Here is a 17,168-nt window from a genome sequence, read left to right as displayed (position 1 = left end):
TTACACCTCCTCTGGGTTTGCCAGAATGCCTGTGGTATCACCTACAGGACGGCTATTGGCATTTAATTTAAGGACAATATTTGGCTTGGTATATTTTGCTGAAGGAAGTGGTGCAATTTCAGCTAAATCACCATATTTAGCGCGTAACTCTTCAATTGGTGCCATATCTAATGCACGCAGTGGGCAAGATTCGACACAAATAGGTTTTTTGCCTTCGGCTACACGTTCATAGCAACCATCACATTTGGTCATATGGCCTTTGACTTCATCAAATTGCGGTGCGCCGTAAGGGCAAGCCATATGACAATAACGACAACCGATACAAATATCTTCATTAACAACGACAAAGCCGTCTTCACGTTTATGCATCGCACCACTTGGGCAAACTTTGGCACAAGCCGGATCGTCACAGTGGTTGCACGAAATAGATAAGTAATAGGCAAAAACGTTCTGTGTATAAACGCCATCTTGCTCTGTCCAATCGCCACCTGCATATTCATAAATACGGCGGAAATTCACTTCAGGGGATAAATTTTTAAAATCCTTGCACGCCAGTTCACAGGTTTTGCAGCCGGTGCAACGACTTGAATCAATATAAAAACCATATTGCGTTGACATAACCAGACTCCTTACGCCTTGACGACTTCAACAAGATTACTGTGAGAAGGATTACCCTTAGCGAGAGGTGAAGGGCGTTGTGTCGTTAACACGTTAATACTACCTGCGTGATCAATTCGATTACTGTCTGGGTTATACCAAGCTCCCTCACTTAAACCGACAACTCCCGGTAAAATACGAGGTGTGACTTTCGCATTGATCCGAACTTCACCACGATCATTATAAATACGCACTAAATCACCATGTTTGATATCACGTTTAGCAGCATCAATTGGGTTGATCCACATTTCTTGAGGGCAAGCTGCTTTTAATACATCAACGTTGCCATACGTTGAGTGGGTGCGTGATTTATAGTGGAATCCTGTCATTTGTAATGGATATTTTTCCATTGCCGGATCGCCATAGCTTTCAAAGCCAGCAGAATATATCGGTAGTGGATCAATCACATCGTCAGGCGCGAGTTCCCATGTCGCTTTAATATCGGCAAGTTGAGAAGAATAAATCTCAATTTTGCCTGATGGTGTTGTTAATGGGTTGTTTTCAGGATCTTCACGGAATTTGCGATAAGCAACGTGATGACCTTCAGGGTCGCGTTTTTTGAAGATACCTTGAGCACGGAATTCTTCAAAAGTCGGCAATTCAGGTAAGTTTTGACGAGATTGTTCGTAAAGATGACGTAGCCACTCTTCTTGAGTGCGGTTTTCAGTGAATTTTTCACCCACACCCATACGTTTTGCAATTTCGCTTGTCATTTCATAGATATTACGGCTTTCAAAACGAGGTTTGATTGCCTGATCAGCGAAAATAACATAAGACATATTACCTGCTGATGCATCCATACAGAAATCCATCTGTTCTGATGCGGTGCAATCAGGAAGTAGAATGTCAGCGTATTTAGCGGATGCTGTCATATGGTTATCAATCACCACAATCATTTCGCATTTTTTATCGTCTTGCAAAATGTCATGTGTACGATTAATTTCAGAATGTTGGTTAACTAAGCAGTTGCCCGCATAGTTCCATACCATTTTGATAGGTACATCAAGCTTGTCTTTACCACGAACACCATCACGAGTTGCCGTCATTTCAGGACCACGCAAAATGGCATCCGTCCACATAAACATAGAAATGCTGGTGGTAACAGGGTTGGTAAAGGTTGGCATGCGAACAAAAGGAATACTGTAAGAGCCTTCACGAGCGCCAGTATTACCGCCGTTAATTCCCACATTACCCGTTAAAATAGAGAGCATTGCGATAGCACGAGAAGCAAGTTCACCGTTAGAACGGCGTTGAGGGCCCCAGCCTTGTGTAATATAAGCTGGTTTCGCTGTTGCGATTTCACGGGCTAATTTAACAATGCGTGAAGCAGGAATACCGGTGATCTGCGCTGCCCATTCAGGTGTTTTGGGCTGACCATCTGCACCATTACCTAAAATATAGGCTTTATAGTGGCCATTTTTTGGCGCACCTTCTGGCATAGTGGTTTCATCGTAACCAACACAGTATTTATCTAAGAAAGGCTTATCAACTAAGTCTTCTTTGATCATGACATAAGCTAATGCATTAACTAATGCAGCGTCTGTTCCCGGACGAATAGGTATCCATTCATCTTCACGACCCGCACCCGTATCGGTATAACGAGGGTCGATAATAATCATTCGAGCATCCGATTTTTCACGAGCTTGCTCAACGTAATAGGTGACACCACCACCACTCATACGAGTTTCGCCCGGATTATTACCGAACATCACGACAAGTTTGGTGTTTTCAATATCTGAGGGGCTATTACCATCTGCCCAACCACCATAAGTATAATTTAAGCCCGCCGCGATTTGCGCCGTACTATAGTCACCATAGTGATTAAGATAACCACCACAACAATTCATTAAACGTGCAATTAATGTTGCACCTGGCGGCCAAGACTTTGTCATGGTGCCACCTAATGTTCCTGTACCGTAGTTTAGATAAATAGATTCATTACCATAATCTTTGATTAAACGTTTCATGGTATCTGAAATAGTATCAAACGCTTCATCCCATGAAATACGTTCAAATTTACCTTCACCGCGTTTACCTACACGTTTCATTGGATAACGTAAACGGTCTGGGTTATAAACACGGCGACGCATAGAACGACCACGTAAACAGGCACGAACTTGGTGTAATTCTTCGTAGACATCATTGCCAGTGTTGTCAGTTTCAACGTATTTAATTTCACCATCAACCACATGCATACGTAATGGGCAACGACTACCGCAGTTTACAGTACAGGCGCTCCACACAATTTTTTCGCTATTAGTTGTTGGTTTTGTTTCCGAGGCAATGGCTTGATGAAAAGGGAGTGATAATCCACCTGCGGTTATCGCTAAACCACCCGCTGCACCTGTTTTTACAAAACGACGGCGAGATAAGGGAGTGGAAAGTAACGCCATCTCTTTGATGTTTTTCATACATTACTCACTTGATTATTAATATTTTAAGAAAAAACAGAAGCTAATAAGCTTATAAAGAAATAATTATTGTTATTGTTGTTAAAAAATAAGCACTTTAACGTAGGCAATAAAACCCAACTGTTAATGTGGATACTACGTATTTTCTGAAAGTTGTAGTTGCTTTACATCAAAGAAAAGTGATTTATTACAAGTGTTACCAGTTTTTAAGATTATCTTAAGTTTTTGTATTAGTTATATTTAATCATTTGATTAACACTGTTATATAGATAAATATATAACGATTAATTAAGTGTTTGGATGTTATCAGTAACATTTATTAAGTTTATTTACTTGTTTCTATCTATATGATTTTATTAGTTCAATGGTCATTTTTATTAATGCTTAACTATTATTTTTAGAAGCTATAATTATCTAACAACCAATTAACCCATTTTGCTAAACAAGAATTAAAATTTGTTTAGCTTATCGTTATTTTTAATTATTTAAAAAAGTCAAAATATGATTAATAAATGCGCTTTTTTGTAATTTTGATCACAATTAAATGCCCTTTATCTGAGTTTTTATTGCTATCTTGAATCGATTTTTATTTAATCTAATCGTTAGCTAAACCGGTTTAGTTTTTTCCGGTTAAGCTAAATACTCGCTACATAAATAAAAAAGAATGACAGAGGCTATGATGAATATTGAAAAAGTTGCTCACCAGCTTGTACCTTTATTAGGTGGTGCTGAAAATATCGCAAGTGCAGCACATTGCGCTACGCGCTTAAGACTTGTTCTTGTTGATGACGCCAAAGCAGACAAAGAAGCAATAAACAAATTAGAGGGGGTAAAAGGGTGTTTTAGTAATGCAGGGCAAATTCAGGTTATTTTTGGTACAGGGTTAGTCAATAAAGTACATGCTGCATTTATTGCTGCGGCAGGCATTAGTGAATCAAGCAAATCTGAAGCAGCCAATATTGCAGCTAAAAAACTCAATCCATTTCAACGAATAGCAAGATTACTTTCTAATATTTTTGTACCTATTATTCCTGCCATTGTGGCGTCAGGTCTATTAATGGGATTATTGGGATTAATGAAAACTAACCAGTGGGTAAGTCCTGATAATGCACTCTATATCATGCTTGATATGTGTAGCTCCGCAGCATTTATTATTTTACCTATCTTAATTGGTTTTACTGCGGCAAAAGAGTTTGGTGGAAACCCTTATCTTGGTGCAACACTCGGTGGTATTTTAACGCATCCTGCATTAACTAATGCATGGGGTGTTGCTTCTGGCTTTAACACCATGAATTTCTTTGGATTAGAAGTTGCCATGATTGGTTATCAAGGCACTGTTTTTCCTGTCTTACTTGCCGTTTGGTTTATGAGTGTATTGGAAAAACAATTACGTAAAGTTGTTCCTAATGCCCTTGATTTAATTATCACGCCATTTTTAACCGTTATTATTTCGGGTTTTGTCGCGTTATTAGTCATTGGCCCAGTAGGTCGTCTTTTAGGTGATGGTATTTCATTAATATTAAGTACCTTGATCACGCAAGCCGGTTGGATAGCAGGGCTTATTTTTGGTGGGCTCTATTCAGTTATTGTTATCACTGGTATTCATCATAGCTTTCATGCGGTTGAAGCAGGTTTATTAGGCAATCCTAATATTGGGGTTAATTTCTTATTACCTATTTGGGCAATGGCTAATATTGCTCAAGGTGGTGCTTGTATGGCAGTTTGGTTTAAAACCAACGATGCGAAAATTAAAGCAATTACCATCCCATCCGGTTTCTCCGCGATGTTAGGAATTACAGAAGCGGCAATTTTCGGGATTAATTTACGTTATGGAAAACCCTTTATTGCTGCATTGATTGGCGGTGCCGCGGGAGGCGCTTGGGTTGTGGGTTCCCATGTTTATATGACAGCTGTTGGTCTTACAGCTATTCCGGGTATCGCGATTGTACAAGCTGGTTCAATTATTAATTATGTTATTGGTTTAGTGATTGCATTCTTAACAGCTTTTGTTCTTTCTCTTTTATTGAAATATAAAGTGGAGTCTGCATAAATGACAAAAAGAGAAGAGTTACCTGCAATTTTACAAGCGGTTATGCGTAATAGTGCTAAAGCTGTAAAAGATAAATACTATCCATGTTGGCATTTAGCACCAGTAACGGGATTATTAAATGATCCCAATGGGTTTTGCTTTGATAGTGAATATTATCATCTGTTTTATCAGTGGAACCCTTTGTCTTGTGAGCATAAAAATAAATGTTGGGGACACTGGCGCTCAAAGGATCTTATTACTTGGCAACATCAACCGATTGCTTTAATGCCTGATGAATTTTATGACAAAGATGGCTGTTATTCTGGTAGTGCAGTTACCCATCAAGGACAACTCACGCTCTGTTATACCGGTAATGTCAAATTTCAAGATGGAACTCGTACAGCTTGGCAATGTTTAGCCGTAGAAAATAAGCAGGGCGGTTTTGATAAGTTAGGGCCTGTTTTAGGGCTTCCAGAAGGTTACAGTGGTCATGTTCGTGATCCGAAAATTTGGCAATATAACGACATGTGGTACATGGTGTTAGGTGCGCAAACTTTAGATAAGCAGGGTAAGGTTTTACTCTATCGCGCATCTCACTTATATCAATGGCAATTAATAGGTGAGTTAGCAGGAAGTCATTTAGGTGGCTTAAATGATGCTGGCTATATGTGGGAATGCCCAGATCTCTTTGAGCTTGATGGACACTTTATTTTATTAACCTGTCCTCAAGGAATGAAAAAAGAACAACATCGATTTTTAAATTCGCATCCTAGTGCTTATTTGATAGGAAGCTTTGATTATTCGACCTTACAATTCCAACATGGTGATTTAATTGAGCTTGATGCAGGCTTTGAATTTTATGCACCTCAAACAACATTAGCTAATGGCAGACGCCTATTATTTGGTTGGATGGGTGTTCCTGATGGCGAGGAAATGTATCAACCAACTATTGCCAATGGTTGGATACATCAAATGACATGCCCTCGTGAATTACACATAAAAGAAAATAAACTTTATCAACAACCTGTAAAAGAGTTACAGCAACTCAGACAAAAGCCAGCATATTGGCAAGGTTTGGCTGATGATGCACCAGATATTCACGGATTTTTGTTTGAACTTGAAATAGAGCTATTTGGCTCTCTGGATATTCACTTTTCTGATACTCTTATTTTAACCATTGAAAATAACCAAGCTGTATTAAAACGCCGTAGTGTTAAAAACGGGGAGTGGCAATCACGTTTCTGGTTTGGTGATATAAAACATCTTCAAATATTATGTGATAACTCTAGTGTGGAAATTTTCTTTAATGGCGGTGCTGGTGTGATGAGTAGCCGTTTTTTCCCTTCAGAAAAACAGACGGTCTGTTTCTTAGGGAAAGACACAGTAAACTTCACAACTTGGCAATTAAAAAATATATTGCTTAGTTAAATACAATTATATAAACGATAAAACAGTTTAAGTTCAGCAAACGTGACATTAAGTAGAATAACAGTGAAAAAACAAAAACGTATCACGATCACCGATATTGCAAAATTAGCAGGTGTTTCAAAAACAACGGCAAGTTTGGTGTTAAATGGCAGAGGCAAAGAAATGCGCGTTTCTGATGATACCATTGCGCGTATTACGACTATTGCTGAACAATATCAATATCAACCTAATATTCATGCTCGCTCTTTACGTGATAATCGTAGTTATGCGTTGGGATTAGTTATTCCTGATATTACTAACTATGGTTTTGCTTCCGTAGCTTATGAGTTAGAAATATTATGTAGAGAAGCGGGTATTCAACTACTTATTTCCTGTACTGATGAAAATGCAGCTCAAGAAACGCTGGCAATAGAACATCTATTATCACGACAAATTGATGGTTTGATTGTCGCCTCGTGTTTACAAAGTGATGTTGAATATCAGCGTTTAAGTCAACAAATTCCAGTTGTGTTATTTGACCGTTATTTTGAAGGAACAACACTCCCTTTTGTTGTCACAGATTCAACAACTACGACACAACAACTTATTGCAGAGATTGCTTCAACAAAAGGTATTGATGAATTTTACTTTTTAGGTGGACAATCAACGCTATCACCGACTAAAGATCGCCTTTTAGGTTTCACTCAAGGGCTTTCACAAGCGAATATCAATCTGAAATCAGAGTGGATCATTCATGGGCATTATCACCCAAGTTCTGGCTATGAAATGTTCGGCTCTTTGTGTTCATCTTTAGGCCGAGCACCTAAGTTTGTTTTTACTTCTGCCTGCGGTTTATTAGAAGGGGTATTGCGCTATTTAAGTCAAAATAAACATATGCAAAATGAAGTCTATTTAGTGGGTTTTGATGATCACTATCTTTATGATTCATTATCAATACCAATAGATACTGTTGCTCAAAACAACCCTGAATTAGCCTCACACTGTTTCAGACTAATTATGGGATTAATTAACCAGACAAATTTAGGAACTCATCAAATATTTGTTCCAGCAAAAATCAATCGACGACATTTATAAATTTATAAATGAGTATATATTTAAAATAATATATACTCATTTTTATAAAAAATTTATTTACGCTCCATCTTTTAATAATAAGTTTAAATTATTTATATACTTATCTATTTCTACTGATGAATAACTTAATATTTCCCCCATTTCTCTTGCGATCACTAATTCTGATTTTAATGCTTTCATTCTATCTGATTGACCTTCTAATGAATCCATGATTTTTCTTTTTTCATTATATAATTCAATAAATCGCTTGGCATATGCTTCACCTAATTCTGAATCCTTTCTATAAATAACTACAATATAAAGAAAATCATTATTTTCCTTAGGGAATAATTTAAAATCAATATTGGGTAATTCAGAGATAATTTGTAATTCAGGTGCATATAAACTATCAACTGAAAACTGCCCCATAGGTCTTTTCCCTGAGAGCACGGTTTCCCAACTTAATTTCGATGTATTAGTTTCGCTAGGTAAAAGAGATGTAAAATCAAGGTGGTATTCTGAATAGTTTCGGGTTATTTCCTTTGTTATTTTTTCTTTTAAATGCATATAACTATCTTCTATAAATTTGGCGTTTTGTCTATTTTCTCCTATGATATAATTTCTGTCATACACATTAGGCTTTTCTAAAAAGAAATCTGAATTAATTTCAGGATATATTTTCCTTATCACATCTGTTGCATTAGTTGTTTTTATTGGCATTATAAATTGATTGCTATCAGATGAAACTTTCATTTTTGGCTCTCATAATAGAAAATTGGTTTTAGGAACTTCTTACACTATTTAGTGTACATTAAGACTAGGTGAAATTAATTTATTATTTTAACAAAAAATTAAAATGTCGATTATTTATAAATAGCCACACTTGATAATATGTATAATTCTTTTATTAATTAGTTTTTTTTTATAAACTAAAATTTATTATCAGAAAAACAGATTATGTTTACATTTTAAAACTATCATCTCTGTAATGATTTAAGTTATTATTTTATCAGCCGTCTTTGAACGGCTGATTCTACCTCTCTTTTCTTAATCACCATTCTTTATTCGACTCGTTTCACCTCTCATTTTTAACGTATACCAATTGATGTTGTGTTAAAAAAATGTGATCTAAATTGCTTTGATTTCGTTTTGCTTTTGCTTTTGGTTTTTTGTTTTGAATACCATCGCAGAATCACTGACCTAATATCCTTATTCTCGTTATCAATGACACGGAGGCACTTTATATGTTTTCAGAAGAACGGCGACAGGAAATTTACACCATCATCAGGGAACAAAAGAAAGTTAAAGTGGCTCAGCTTGCGGAAAAATTCAGTGTTACATTGGAAACTATTCGCAGTGATTTGAAATATCTTGAAGGAGAAGGGTTGATCAAACGTTGTCATGGAGGCGCCATACTAGGGAAACAAGAAATTAAAAAAATAAGTAAATTTAGTGATAGTTTTGATATTTCATGTTTATTGCACGATTTATTAATCGTGAGAGAACGTAAAGACAGAAAACCAGAAGGCAAAGTCTGTGTGCTTGGGTCGTTTGTGGTAGATATTATTGCCAATGTTGATTCTTTTCCAAAAGTCGGTGAGTTAATTAACTCTAAAAGCAATTCGATAGGCCCCGGTGGTAAAGGAACAAATCAGGCAATGGCTGCCAGTTTTTCTGATGCGAAAGTGCATTTGATAACGAAAGTCGGTGAAGATCATTTCAGTAAATATGCTTATAAATATTTACAAGAAAGCGGAATTGATTCTTTCACTATTTTTCAAACAGAAATAGAGCCAACAGGTAGTTCAATTAGTTATTTAGCAGATAAAACACAAAACAATATTACAGCGACTTATTTAGGGGCGAACAATACATTCTCAGATCAAGAGATTGATATTTCTTTACCTTATGTAAGCGAAGCTGATGTGTTATTGCTCCAAGGTGAAATTAATATAGAAGCCAACATTAAAGCTGCACTGTTTGCAAAATCGGTTAATAAAACAGTTGTGCTTAATGTTGCTCCTTATAACGAAAACCTAAAGCAGCTTTATTTAAACCTTGATTTTATTACCTTAAATGCGAATCAAGCATCACATTGGGCTAGCATTGAAATAAACGACATTAATGACGCTAAACATGCTATTGGCGTTATATCAGGTGATGAAAACAAGAAAGTCATTATCTATATGGATGAACTTGGCGTGGTCTATTTTGACGGACGAGCCACTTTTCATATTCCCCCTATGCCATCGTTACGAGTGGATACGATGGCAGCCACGGATGCTTTTAATGGCGCATTTGCTTCAAAAATAGCGGCAGGAGGCACAATGCATGAGAGTGTATTATTTGCCAGTGCTTTCCTTTCTGCATTTATAGAACAAAAAGGTGTAACAGCAATGCCTGTACTTTCTCAAGTTCAGGCTCGCCTTAAATCAAGGCTCGAAGATATTCGACCACAAATAATCTGCAATGAGAAAAGGTGCATATAATGAAAAAAACACTTCTGGCATTTACCCTATGCAGTTCCATTTTTACACTTCCGGCTTTTGCTCAATACCCTGAAAAGCCAATTACTATTGTTGTTCCTTGGGCCGCTGGAGGTAATACTGATACAGTTGCACGCCTAGCGGCTAAAGGGCTACAAGACGAATTAGGCGTGACCGTTAATGTGGTAAATAAAACTGGCGGTAGTGGCGTTGTAGGTCATGATGCCATTAAAAATGCAAAACCTGATGGTTACACATTGGGTATTGCAACGGTTGAAATTACCATGATGCATCATCAAGGAATGACAAATTTAACTTATCAAGATTACACACCGATTACACGCCTTGCCGTTATTTATGGTGGATTACAGGTTGGGAAATCTTCACCATTTAAAAATGCACAGGAAATCATTGATTACGCAAAAGCGAATCCGGGTAAATTAAAAGCATCCGGCAGTGGTTTAAATTCAATCTGGCATCTCAATACTATCGGTATGTTGCGTGCCGCAGGATTACCTGATAACGCCATTCGCTTTATCCCATCTCAAGGTGCAAGCGCTGCATTACAGGAGCTTGCTTCTGGTGGTGTTGATATTGTGACCTCTTCATTAGGCGAGGCAGACAGTATGGTAAAAGCCGGATTAGTGAAGCATATGGCAATTATGTCAAATGAGAAATCAGCTTTTTATCCTGATGTGCCATTATTTAAAGAAGCCACACCTTATAACTGGGATTTGCAAGCATGGAATATGCTTGTTGCACCAAAAGGGTTAGATAAAGAAGTGCAAGATAAACTCACTGCTGCAATGAAAAAAGTGTATGCATCTGGTGAATTAGCCGAGTTTGCAAATAAACAAGGATTTGAAGTTATCGAACTATATGGCGATGATGCCACTCAATTTATGGCCAATGAAGATAAAAAGTTTGGCGAAATTATAAAGAAATAACTGAGGAAACGGCTGAACAACAGCCGTTTTTATGCCTATGCTAAATCGTCATATTCTATCGCTAATATTTTGTTGCTTTGGTTTATTTCTTATTGTTTATAGTGCGTATTCATTAGGTGATTTTAGTGAATATGGTGCCGCATTTATGCCATCTATTATTGGCGGTGGCATGATTATATTTTCATTAATAGATATATTTTCACGCAATCAAGAAAGTGATATTCCATTAGTCTCATGGCATGAAATAAAATTTGTTCTATTAATTATTGGCATTATTCTTTTTTATGTTTTTGCATCAGATTATCTAGGTTTTATTTTAACGGGTTTAATTATTACAGCACCGTTAATGATGAAATATGCAACAACAAAACCTATATACAGTTTTATTATTTCAGCCAGTGTGGTGTTAGGTGTGTATTACTTATTTACCGCTGTACTGTTAGTACCGCTACCTCAGCTATTTTCATAAATAGAGAACAACAGTATGGATATATTAATTAGCGCACTTGCTTATATTGATTACACAACAATACTTGTCGTTATTGGTGCTTGTTTATTTGGCTTATTTGTTGGTGCAATTCCCGGATTAACATCTACAATGGCTATCGCATTAATGGTGCCATTTACTTTTTTTCTTGAACCCATTCCTGCATTAGCCTTAATGATTTCTGTCGGCGCGTCTTCTATATTTGCGGGGGATATTCCAGGTGCTTTATTAAATATTCCAGGTACGCCTGCATCGGCAGCTTATACTAATGATGCACACAGCTTAGTTAAAGAAGGTAGAACCAACCGCGTATTAGGTATGTCGTTAACAAGCTCTGTGATTGGTGGCGTTATTGGTACGATTATATTAGCGTCAACTGCACCAATTTTAGCTGAGTTTGCTTTAAAATTTAGTTCTTATGAATATATGTGGCTGTCTTTAATTGGGCTTAGCTGTGCAACTATTGTTTCTGGTTCACATATTAGAAAAAGCTTATTAGCACTGTTCTTTGGTATTGCATTAGCTACCATTGGCTATGATGAATTTACAGGGCAAGCACGCTTTACTTTCGGTGAAGTCTCTTTAATGCAAGGTGTGAGCTTTATTCCAGCAATGATAGGACTATTTGCAATTTCCGGTGCAATTAAATATTACGTTGAGCGCTGGAAAGAAAAGCAGATCATGCTAAGTGAAGTGAATGCTGAAAATAATTCTTACAATATTTTTAAAGGCATTGGTGGTGTTGTTTGCCAACGTAAAGGCGGCATTTTTCGTAGCGGAATAATAGGAACATTAATTGGTGCTTTACCCGGTGCGGGTGCCGATATTGCAGCATGGATCTCTTATGCCGTTTCAAAGAAACTCTCTAAAAAACCAGAAAAATATGGTCATGGTTCTGAAGAAGGTATTGTTGATGCTTCAGCAAGTAATAATGCAAGTTTAGCCGGAAGTTGGATCCCATCTTTAGTATTTGGTATTCCGGGCGATTCTGCCGCTGCAATTATTATCGGTGTATTGTATATGAAAGATATGCAACCGGGGCCAACACTGTTTTTATTCAACCCTGATAAATTGTATGCCGTCTTTATTATCTTTTTTATTGCTAATCTAATTTTATTACCGATTGCTTTTATTGTTGTCAATTTATTGAAGAAGATAGTTTCTATTGATAATGCGATTATTTATCCAGCAATTATCTTATTTAGTATCGTCGGCTCTTATGCAATCACTAATACGATGTCTTCTATTGTTGTTATGTTAGTAATGGGTGTTATCGGCTATTTCCTTCAAGAACGAAAATTTCCAATATCACCCATTATTTTGGGCATGATCTTAGGGCCAATGTTAGAAAAGAATTTGCTCTCATCATTAATGAAATCTGATGGTAACTTAATTAATTTCGTTGAAAGACCTATTTCGATGGTATTAGCCAGTGTATTTCTACTCATTGTAGTTATGCAAATTAGAGGTGCTTTCAAAACTAAATAAATGACCTATTTAATACTGAATATTTATTACTAAGCATTTATTTATAGAAAGATACTTTTTAAGTATCAGGGAAAACTCATCTTAAATAAAATTAGTTTATTTAAGATGTCAGAAATCAGCAGATAAATAAAAATATCGGGTGATCACATGAAAAAAATATTAAATAAGCCAGAAAATTATGTCGATGAAACATTAGCAGGTTTATGCCTTGCTCATAGTGATATTTATCGTCAACCACAGTCAAGATTGATTACTCGTTCGAAAAAAGCAAATAAGCCCAAAGTGGGTATTGTAACCGGTGGCGGGTCGGGGCACTTACCTGTATTTACAGGATATGTCGGTGAGGGCTTATTAGATGCAGCCGCCGTAGGCGATGTTTTTGCTTCACCTTCTGCCGATTTAATGGCAGATGCCATTCGTGAAGCAAACAGTGGCTTAGGTGTATTGCTACTTTATGGCAATTATGGTGGCGATATCATGAATTTTGATATGGCGACTGAAACTGTCGATTTTGAAGATGACATCCGTTGTACAACCGTTTTAGCTGCTGACGATGTGGCTTCAGCAAAACCAGAAGAAGCGCACAAACGCCGTGGTGTTGCTGGGATGATCTATGGTTTTAAAATGGCGGGTGCCAAGGCGGAAGAAGGGGCAACACTTGATGAAGTTACGCGTATTGCTCAAAAAACCATGGAAAATACTCGAACTATCGGTTGTGCGTTGACATCTTGCACCTTACCCGCAGTAGGACATCCTACTTTTGAAATTGGTGAAGATGAAATGGAAATGGGGATGGGTATCCACGGTGAACCGGGAATTTGGCGTGATAAATTACGTAGCGCAGATGATATTGCACAAGAGATGTTTGAGCGCTTACAGACAGAATTACCATTAAAAACAGGTGATAAAGTCTCTGTATTAGTTAACTCTTTAGGCGCAACACCATTAGAAGAACTTTATATTCTGTATAACAAAATTGCACAGCTGATTGATAAGACGGGTGCAACAATTGTGCATCCATTAGTTGGGCGTTATGCCACGTCCATGGAAATGACCGGTGCAAGTTTAACATTGTGCAAATTGGATGATGAGCTAGAAGCCCTAATGAATGCACCCGCTCATTGTGCATTCTGGAGGGTATAGCGATGAATATTACGCTTGAAATGCTCAAACAAGCGGTGATCCGTATCGCTATCGCTTGCGAGCAAGCGCAATCAATGTTGTGTGAAGCAGATAGTCGTCTAGGTGATGGGGATTTAGGGATCACCATGCAAAAGGGCTGGCGACAAATTGCAGACGATTCACAAGATTGGCCTGATGATCTAAGCAAAGCGCTTTTTCAATGCAGTAAATCATTACAAAAAGCCTGTGCTTCTTCTTTTGGCACATTGCAAGCAACTGCTTTTATGGCAATGGCAAAATACTGCAAAGAAAACCAACTTCAAGAAATATCGTCTTCCGACATTTCACCGCTATTAACTGTTGCATACCAAAGCATGATGGCGAGAGGAAAAGGGGAATTAGGGCAAAAATCCGTACTCGATATTCTTTACCATTTATCTGAGGCGCTAAAACCAACTTCAGATATCGATAATCTAAAAATAGCTGCCTTACAAAGCGTCAATAGTACGCTTAATAAATTTCGCCAAAAACCTAATTTATTAGGTCGAGCTCGTATGTTCCCAGAAAAATCTATTGGTTTAGATGATCCGGGTATGTTGGCAATTAAAGTTATTGTTGAAGCAATCTGATTTAATAAAGGTCTTTATATGAAAAAATTATTTGGCGTTACAGTGGCAATGGTTACTCCGTTTGATTCAAACGATCAAGTCGATATTAAAGCGTTATCTGCATTAACTGAAATGCTAGTAACTAAAGGTGTTGATTGCCTTTATCCTTGTGGTACAACGGGTGAGATGTTGCGTTTATCGGCATTAGAACGTAAAAATGTTGCAAAAACCGTTGTTGAAACAGCGAATAAGCGTTTACCTGTTTTTATTCATGTTGGTGCAATGACATTAACTGAAACCATTGAATTAGCCAAACACGCAGTTGAAATTGGTGCCGATGGTATTGGTGTGGTGACGCCACAATTTTTTGGTGCGACAGACAGAGAATTAGAAAACTATTTTGTGACCGTAGCCAATAGTGTGCCGGATAACTTCCCTGTTTATCTGTATAACATTCCACAATGTGCCGCAAATAATATAAAGCCTGAATTAGCGGCAAAAGTACAACAACAGTGTAAAAATGTAATTGGTATTAAATACAGTTTTGCTGATAACAATACAACATTAAGTTATCTTGCGGTTTCTGAGGATTTTTCAGTCCTTCATGGCTACGATAAATTATTCCTAGGTTTATTAGATGCTGGCTGTGACGGTACTGTTTCAGGTTGTGCTTGCGTATTCCCTGAGCCTTTTGTGAATATGTATAAAGCCTATACCGCAGGTAATTACCAAGAAGCGAAATACTGGCAACAATTTTGTGTGAAATTTAGTGATGCACTTAAATCTGGCGCGAATATGGCAATATTTAAATCAGCATTAACCATGCGTGGTTTAGAAGGCGGTCATATGCGTTTGCCACAACTCGATTTATTACCTGAAGAAAATCAACAATTAAAAGAAAATCTGACTCAATTATGTAAAAAAGCAGGTATTACTTTTTCACTTAACTAAAAAGTGGTTAAACAAACGTCCCCGTTATTTTAGTTGATTGGTTGTATGTTGGTTCTTTTAAGCAGTATAGGCTTTGCTATACTGCTTTTTTAATATCAGAACATGCGTTCATTGCGCTAAAAAGTGACCATATTGCGCGATATCGACATTACCGCCGCTGATAATAATACCTATTTTCTTACCTTTTAATTTATCACCGAATTGACGAGCTGCCGCCAAACTTAAACAGCCAGTTGGCTCTACAATCATTTTCATTCGCTGGGCGTAAAACTGCATAGCCGAAATTAATTCTTCATCTGTCGCAGTTAAAATATCGTTCACATTGTTACGAATAATTTCAAAAGTATAATTGCCTAGGTGCTGCGTTTGCGCGCCGTCTGCAATTGTTTTCGGAGTATCAATATGAATAATTTCGCCTTTACGTAATGATTGTTGTCCGTCATTTCCTGCTAAAGGCTCAACGCCAAATATTTTACAATCAGGTGAGAGGGCTTTGGTTGATAATAAAGAGCCAGAAAGTAAGCCACCACCACCTAATGGAACAAATAGCATATCTAATGCACCAACTTCATCAAATAGCTCTTTTGCAGCAGTACCTTGCCCAGCAATAATATGAGGATGGTCGTAAGGTGGAATTAATGTTAGACCTTCTTTTTGTGCCAGTTGTTGTCCAATTTCTTCACGATCTTCTGTATAACGGTTATACGTGATCACTCGACCACCATAGCCTTTTGTTGCTTCCATTTTTGCCTTTGGTGCATCTTCAGGCATGATAATTGTTGCAGGAATACCTAATAGCTTCGCTGATAAAGCTATAGCTTGTGCATGATTACCTGATGAGAAAGTCACGACACCATTTTTCCGTTGTATTGCGGTAAATTGAGATAACGCATTCATCGCACCACGAAATTTAAAAGCCCCCATTCGCTGAAAGTTTTCACATTTAAAATAAAAGTGTGCTCCTGTTAGCTCATTAATAGTGCGAGAGGTAAAAACAGGTGTTTTATTAAGATATGGCAGAATACGTTGATGAGCTTCAGCAACATCTTTATAAGTAGGAGTAGATAACTTATTCATAAGATTATTCCTTGATAACAACGGCTTCAATTTCAATTTTGCTCCCAAAATGGAGCTCTTTTACACCTGCTACTAATCTTGCTGGTCTATGTTCGCCAATCCATTTTGCATATAACTCATTAACGATGGGCCATTCATTAATATCTGTCACATAAACTTTAACTTGAGCAATATCGGTTTTCTTTGCATCAATTCCGAGAAGACAAGCATTTAAGTTTTCAAGAACTTGTGTGATTTGAACTTCAACGGGTTTATCTGCTAAAGGTTTACCTTGTTTATCTAAGGGTAATAACCCAGAAATAAACGACATATTATTTGCAGTAACGACATGAGAGTAATGCCCACCAGGTGAAGAGAGTGCTTCAATATTTTGTTGGATAAGATGTGAACTCATTGTGTTTTCCTATTTCACTTAAAGTAGATA

At 37.2% G+C, this 17,168-nt stretch carries 15 protein-coding genes; 10 read left to right on the top strand and 5 right to left on the bottom strand.

The features are described from left to right. The gene (locus CBE70_RS03870) at positions 1-618 is read right to left on the bottom strand and encodes a DMSO/selenate family reductase complex B subunit (protein WP_100158284.1); all 618 of its coding nucleotides are present in this window, start codon (positions 616-618) and stop codon (positions 1-3) included. Positions 619-629: 11 nt separating this feature from the next. Then, positions 630-3,068, bottom strand: a complete 2,439-nt coding sequence (dmsA, locus tag CBE70_RS03865; RefSeq protein WP_100158283.1) for a dimethylsulfoxide reductase subunit A — start codon at positions 3,066-3,068, stop codon at positions 630-632. Positions 3,069-3,747: 679 nt separating this feature from the next. Here dmsA and CBE70_RS03860 point away from each other — a divergent pair. The 3 genes from CBE70_RS03860 to CBE70_RS03850 all read left to right on the top strand — a co-directional run bounded on the left by CBE70_RS03860 (position 3,748) and on the right by CBE70_RS03850 (position 7,599). Beyond that, positions 3,748-5,118 carry a sucrose-specific PTS transporter subunit IIBC gene (locus CBE70_RS03860; RefSeq protein ID WP_100158282.1) on the top strand — a complete coding sequence of 457 codons (1,371 nt, stop codon included), beginning with the start codon at positions 3,748-3,750 and terminating at the stop codon, positions 5,116-5,118. Then, on the top strand, positions 5,119-6,525 hold the full coding sequence (locus tag CBE70_RS03855) for a sucrose-6-phosphate hydrolase (RefSeq protein ID WP_100158281.1): 1,407 nt from the start codon (positions 5,119-5,121) through the stop codon (positions 6,523-6,525). It begins immediately after the preceding gene. Between the two features lie 63 nt (positions 6,526-6,588). After that, the gene (locus CBE70_RS03850; protein WP_100158280.1) at positions 6,589-7,599 is read left to right on the top strand and encodes a LacI family DNA-binding transcriptional regulator; all 1,011 of its coding nucleotides are present in this window, start codon (positions 6,589-6,591) and stop codon (positions 7,597-7,599) included. Positions 7,600-7,656: 57 nt separating this feature from the next. Here the strand turns inward: CBE70_RS03850 and CBE70_RS03845 are convergent, their stop codons facing one another. Further along, positions 7,657-8,331, bottom strand: a complete 675-nt coding sequence (locus CBE70_RS03845) for an NleE/OspZ family T3SS effector cysteine methyltransferase (RefSeq protein ID WP_157925990.1) — start codon at positions 8,329-8,331, stop codon at positions 7,657-7,659. A 491-nt stretch (positions 8,332-8,822) separates the two neighbouring features. On the opposite strand from CBE70_RS03845, the gene CBE70_RS03840 reads away from it, so the two are divergent. The 7 genes from CBE70_RS03840 (at position 8,823) to CBE70_RS03810 (ending at position 15,667) form a co-directional block, all read left to right on the top strand. Next, entirely contained in the window at positions 8,823-10,067 is a 1,245-nt protein-coding gene (locus CBE70_RS03840; protein ID WP_100158279.1) for a PfkB family carbohydrate kinase, read from the top strand. Further along, positions 10,067-11,011, top strand: coding sequence for a tripartite tricarboxylate transporter substrate binding protein (locus CBE70_RS03835; protein WP_100158278.1), 945 nt, complete (start codon positions 10,067-10,069; stop codon positions 11,009-11,011). The genes CBE70_RS03840 and CBE70_RS03835 overlap by 1 nt, the downstream gene beginning before the upstream one ends. Before the next feature lie 31 nt (positions 11,012-11,042). Then, the gene (locus CBE70_RS03830; protein ID WP_100158277.1) at positions 11,043-11,480 is read left to right on the top strand and encodes a tripartite tricarboxylate transporter TctB family protein; all 438 of its coding nucleotides are present in this window, start codon (positions 11,043-11,045) and stop codon (positions 11,478-11,480) included. A gap of 15 nt (positions 11,481-11,495) precedes the next feature. Further along, positions 11,496-12,986 carry a tripartite tricarboxylate transporter permease gene (locus CBE70_RS03825; protein WP_100158276.1) on the top strand — a complete coding sequence of 497 codons (1,491 nt, stop codon included), beginning with the start codon at positions 11,496-11,498 and terminating at the stop codon, positions 12,984-12,986. 147 nt (positions 12,987-13,133) lie between these two features. After that, a complete protein-coding gene (locus tag CBE70_RS03820) occupies positions 13,134-14,129 on the top strand; it encodes a dihydroxyacetone kinase subunit DhaK (protein WP_100158275.1) in 996 nt (331 codons plus the stop codon). A 2-nt stretch (positions 14,130-14,131) separates the two neighbouring features. Beyond that, positions 14,132-14,737 (top strand): dihydroxyacetone kinase subunit L, encoded by a 606-nt coding sequence (locus CBE70_RS03815; protein ID WP_232797343.1) that lies wholly within the window; start codon positions 14,132-14,134, stop codon positions 14,735-14,737. 18 nt (positions 14,738-14,755) lie between these two features. Continuing rightward, positions 14,756-15,667 carry a dihydrodipicolinate synthase family protein gene (locus CBE70_RS03810; RefSeq protein WP_100158274.1) on the top strand — a complete coding sequence of 304 codons (912 nt, stop codon included), beginning with the start codon at positions 14,756-14,758 and terminating at the stop codon, positions 15,665-15,667. Positions 15,668-15,775: 108 nt separating this feature from the next. Here CBE70_RS03810 and CBE70_RS03805 read toward each other — a convergent pair whose 3' ends face one another. Both CBE70_RS03805 and CBE70_RS03800 read right to left on the bottom strand, forming a co-directional pair. Beyond that, complete coding sequence (locus CBE70_RS03805; protein WP_100158273.1) at positions 15,776-16,744, bottom strand: threo-3-hydroxy-L-aspartate ammonia-lyase; 969 nt, start codon at positions 16,742-16,744, stop codon at positions 15,776-15,778. A 4-nt stretch (positions 16,745-16,748) separates the two neighbouring features. After that, entirely contained in the window at positions 16,749-17,138 is a 390-nt protein-coding gene (locus CBE70_RS03800) for a RidA family protein (protein WP_100158272.1), read from the bottom strand. Positions 17,139-17,168: the final 30 nt, after the last annotated feature.

Origin of the sequence: Proteus columbae (assembly GCF_002777965.1) — a bacterium.
Lineage (GTDB): Bacteria > Pseudomonadota > Gammaproteobacteria > Enterobacterales > Enterobacteriaceae > Proteus > Proteus columbae.
This window is presented reverse-complemented; position numbering and strand designations above follow the sequence as displayed.

Bases quoted from the DNA above. Each gene is read 5' to 3' on its own strand.
- CBE70_RS03870 (WP_100158284.1), bottom strand. From the start codon at position 618: ATGTCAACGCAATATGGTTTTTATATTGATTCAAGTCGTTGCACCGGC.
- dmsA (WP_100158283.1), bottom strand. From the start codon at position 3,068: ATGAAAAACATCAAAGAGATGGCGTTACTTTCCACTCCCTTATCTCGC.
- CBE70_RS03860 (WP_100158282.1), top strand. From the start codon at position 3,748: ATGAATATTGAAAAAGTTGCTCACCAGCTTGTACCTTTATTAGGTGGT.
- CBE70_RS03855 (WP_100158281.1), top strand. From the start codon at position 5,119: ATGACAAAAAGAGAAGAGTTACCTGCAATTTTACAAGCGGTTATGCGT.
- CBE70_RS03845 (WP_157925990.1), bottom strand. From the start codon at position 8,331: ATGAAAGTTTCATCTGATAGCAATCAATTTATAATGCCAATAAAAACA.
- CBE70_RS03840 (WP_100158279.1), top strand. From the start codon at position 8,823: ATGTTTTCAGAAGAACGGCGACAGGAAATTTACACCATCATCAGGGAA.
- CBE70_RS03835 (WP_100158278.1), top strand. From the start codon at position 10,067: ATGAAAAAAACACTTCTGGCATTTACCCTATGCAGTTCCATTTTTACA.
- CBE70_RS03830 (WP_100158277.1), top strand. From the start codon at position 11,043: ATGCCTATGCTAAATCGTCATATTCTATCGCTAATATTTTGTTGCTTT.
- CBE70_RS03825 (WP_100158276.1), top strand. From the start codon at position 11,496: ATGGATATATTAATTAGCGCACTTGCTTATATTGATTACACAACAATA.
- CBE70_RS03820 (WP_100158275.1), top strand. From the start codon at position 13,134: ATGAAAAAAATATTAAATAAGCCAGAAAATTATGTCGATGAAACATTA.
- CBE70_RS03815 (WP_232797343.1), top strand. From the start codon at position 14,132: ATGAATATTACGCTTGAAATGCTCAAACAAGCGGTGATCCGTATCGCT.
- CBE70_RS03810 (WP_100158274.1), top strand. From the start codon at position 14,756: ATGAAAAAATTATTTGGCGTTACAGTGGCAATGGTTACTCCGTTTGAT.
- CBE70_RS03805 (WP_100158273.1), bottom strand. From the start codon at position 16,744: ATGAATAAGTTATCTACTCCTACTTATAAAGATGTTGCTGAAGCTCAT.
- CBE70_RS03800 (WP_100158272.1), bottom strand. From the start codon at position 17,138: ATGAGTTCACATCTTATCCAACAAAATATTGAAGCACTCTCTTCACCT.